Raw genomic sequence first — 2,805 nt, 5'->3', positions numbered from 1 at the left:
TATTAACAGCACCTCTTATAGCTTATTCATTTTCCAAGCATTCTCAGCTTCCTCTATAATACTCTCTATAGGATCTTCAATACTTGCTTGCAGCGCTGCTACAATACTTCCCTCAACAATAGGAGCATTCACAATATGTATATTGGATTTCATCTTTTCATCCCCTAATAAATCCATAGCCATTTGTGTACTTAATACACTACTCCCTAAATCTACAAACACAAGTACACCTTCTTCTGTATACACACTATAAAGTCCTTCCATAATACGTACTGCATCTGTACCTATACTTCCATCATCAAGTCCACCTACAGCCTTTATTGGAAGCCTTTCATCTGCCATTTGCTTGGCCACCTCTACTGCACCTTCTGCCAATGCCTTACTATGCGATACAATTAAAATACTTATCATCTCTTATGCCTCCTGTCTTACTAAAACATCTGTAATAGATTGAAGCATAATCAATGTAGACGTCGCCCCTGGATCTTGATACCCTATACTACGTTCACCTAGATAACTCGCTCTACCTTTTCTTGCTGCAATAAGCTTGGTAGACTCTATGCCACCTTCAGCTGCCTTACATGCTGCTTGCATACATTCAATTGTAGATTCACCTTCATTAATTCCTTTAAAGTAAATCTCACAAGCTGGTTCTAAAGCATCAATAATGGTTTTATCCCCTCTTGTAGCTTTCCCTCTTTCTTGAATCCCCTCTAAACTAGCCTTTAAGATTATACCAAGTAATTCACCATCTACTTGTTCATGATTTCTCGTTGCCATTGCTGCCTTTAAAAAAGCACTTCCATACAAGGGACCTGATGCACCTCCAACTGTAGATATAATGATCATACCTACTTTTTTCAAGCTATCACTTATACTCATTTCTTCATCTACATTCAGTTTGCTCATTACATTACTAAAGCCTCTTGCCATATTAATGCCATGATCTCCGTCACCTATTTCACGATCTAAATCTGTTAAGAAGTCCTTGTTTGCTTGTATATTTTTTGCAATTTCACTAATCATTTCATAGAATACCGCATTCATCAAATCACTCCTATAATAAGTCTTATTTTATTATACGAGCTCTATCCTCTAGAAATAACCTTTTCACAAAATTGTTCTTTACCTAAACGATCAATAAGAAAACCTAGCTTTTCTCCTGGCTCTGCATACTCCTCATAAACTAAAATCAAGCGATCAATATATTCTAATGCTTCTCGTTCTGTTAGCCCCGTAGCCAAAACATCTGCAAGTCTTGGGTGAAAGCCTGCTGATCCACCTGCTGTTACCTTATAACCATCTTTATCACCAATAACACCAATATCCTTACTATATACACTTCCACAAGCATTTAGGCATCCTGCTACACCTATTTTTGTACGGCAAGGCATCTCTTTCCACTGATATTTGTTAGAAAGCTTCATTCCTATTCCAATACTATTTACCTTAGAACGCTTACAAAAACCGGCTGGACACATCTCAACATTCTTTATAGAGTTTTGTTCCTTAACCGCTGGCACCATCCCAAGTTCTTCCCATATATGTGGAATATCCTCTTCTTTTAAATTAGTAATAAGGATACGTTGACCTGAGGTAATCTTTACAACACCCTTATATTTTTTAGTTACTTCTCCTATCTTAATTAAATGATCTGCTGTAATAAAACCACCTGGTATATGTGGTGTAATTGCATAAGTACGTTTTCCATTTCTAATCTTTTGTAAATTAGCCATAAGGTCTCCTTTTATACACTCATAATAACTACAATAAAATTTAATACACAAGCTTATCTCTACTCCATATAAATATCTTTAAATAATTTAATAGGTTCTTGCTGTTCACTATGAACTCCAATATGTTTTTCCATCCATACCATATCATACCACCTATTAAATTTATAGCCACATTTATGAAATCTTCCTATAAAATCGTATCCTAACTTTTCATGAAAAGAAATACTCCCCCTAGTCAGATATTCATCCTCTACTTCTGGATAAGCAATGCATGCATTCAAATTTAATATTCCTTGTTTTTTTAAACTTGTTTCTAAAGCATCATATAACTTACTTCCAATTCTCATACCTTTTCTATTCATTTTTACATAAATAGAAGTCTCTACAGCCCAGTCATATGCCTGTCTACTTTTAAAAGCTCCTGCATACGCATAGCCTAGTATTTCTCCATTACTTTCTGCTACTAAATAAGGATATTTTTTTAAAGTATTTTGGATACGATCTTCGAATTCTTTAACTGATGGTACCTCATACTCAAATGTAATTGCAGTTGTCTCTACATAAGGGGCATAGATTCGCAACAACTCTCCTGCATCCTGAGCTGTTGCAACTCTAATATTTATCATCGAATTTGTCATTTCTATTCCTCCTCAAATTTTCATTTATTGATTTATAATTTTTCTTAGCTTTAATTTAATATATTACCAAATATTATAAAATAAATAAATATACGAATAAAGCCTTATAAACTTTAGAAGTTTATAAGGCTTTAGAAATTGCGGAGTCAGGACTTGAACCTGAGACCTTCGGGTTATGAGCCCGACGAGCTGCCAACTGCTCCACTCCGCGTTATTATGTTGTTATGTCAGCTTTTCTAGCTATAAAATAAAAATTTGGCAGCCACCTACTCTCCCGGTCCGTCTCCAGACAAGTACCATCGGCCGACTAGGTCTTAACCTACGTGTTCGGTATGGGAACGGGTGTGTCCCCTAGTCGCATCGCCACCAAAAATATTTGAGTATTCTTTTTTATTATACTCTCAAAAACAAATACTGCAATCAATTAACCT

Annotated in this window: 4 protein-coding genes, 1 tRNA gene and 1 rRNA gene; all 6 read right to left on the bottom strand. The window is 35.5% G+C overall.

Going from position 1 to position 2,805, the window contains the following annotated elements; genetic code table 11:
- Positions 1-15 precede the first annotated feature (15 nt).
- The 6 genes from dhaM to rrf all read right to left on the bottom strand — a co-directional run bounded on the left by dhaM (position 16) and on the right by rrf (position 2,745).
- Complete coding sequence (gene dhaM / locus PBV87_RS06295) at positions 16-411, bottom strand: dihydroxyacetone kinase phosphoryl donor subunit DhaM (RefSeq protein WP_271011546.1); 396 nt, start codon at positions 409-411, stop codon at positions 16-18.
- Between the two features lie 3 nt (positions 412-414).
- Complete coding sequence (gene dhaL / locus PBV87_RS06290) at positions 415-1,047, bottom strand: dihydroxyacetone kinase subunit DhaL (protein ID WP_271011545.1); 633 nt, start codon at positions 1,045-1,047, stop codon at positions 415-417.
- A gap of 41 nt (positions 1,048-1,088) precedes the next feature.
- A complete protein-coding gene (locus PBV87_RS06285; protein ID WP_053982364.1) occupies positions 1,089-1,736 on the bottom strand; it encodes a nitrite/sulfite reductase domain-containing protein in 648 nt (215 codons plus the stop codon).
- A 59-nt stretch (positions 1,737-1,795) separates the two neighbouring features.
- On the bottom strand, positions 1,796-2,374 hold the full coding sequence (locus tag PBV87_RS06280; protein WP_271011544.1) for a GNAT family N-acetyltransferase: 579 nt from the start codon (positions 2,372-2,374) through the stop codon (positions 1,796-1,798).
- Positions 2,375-2,512: 138 nt separating this feature from the next.
- Positions 2,513-2,585 (bottom strand) — tRNA-Met (locus PBV87_RS06275).
- 42 nt (positions 2,586-2,627) lie between these two features.
- Positions 2,628-2,745 (bottom strand): 5S ribosomal RNA (gene rrf, locus PBV87_RS06270).
- Between the last annotated feature and the right edge of the window lie 60 nt (positions 2,746-2,805).

This window comes from Holtiella tumoricola, from assembly GCF_027857615.1.
Lineage (GTDB): Bacteria > Bacillota > Clostridia > Lachnospirales > Cellulosilyticaceae > Holtiella > Holtiella tumoricola.
This window is presented reverse-complemented; position numbering and strand designations above follow the sequence as displayed.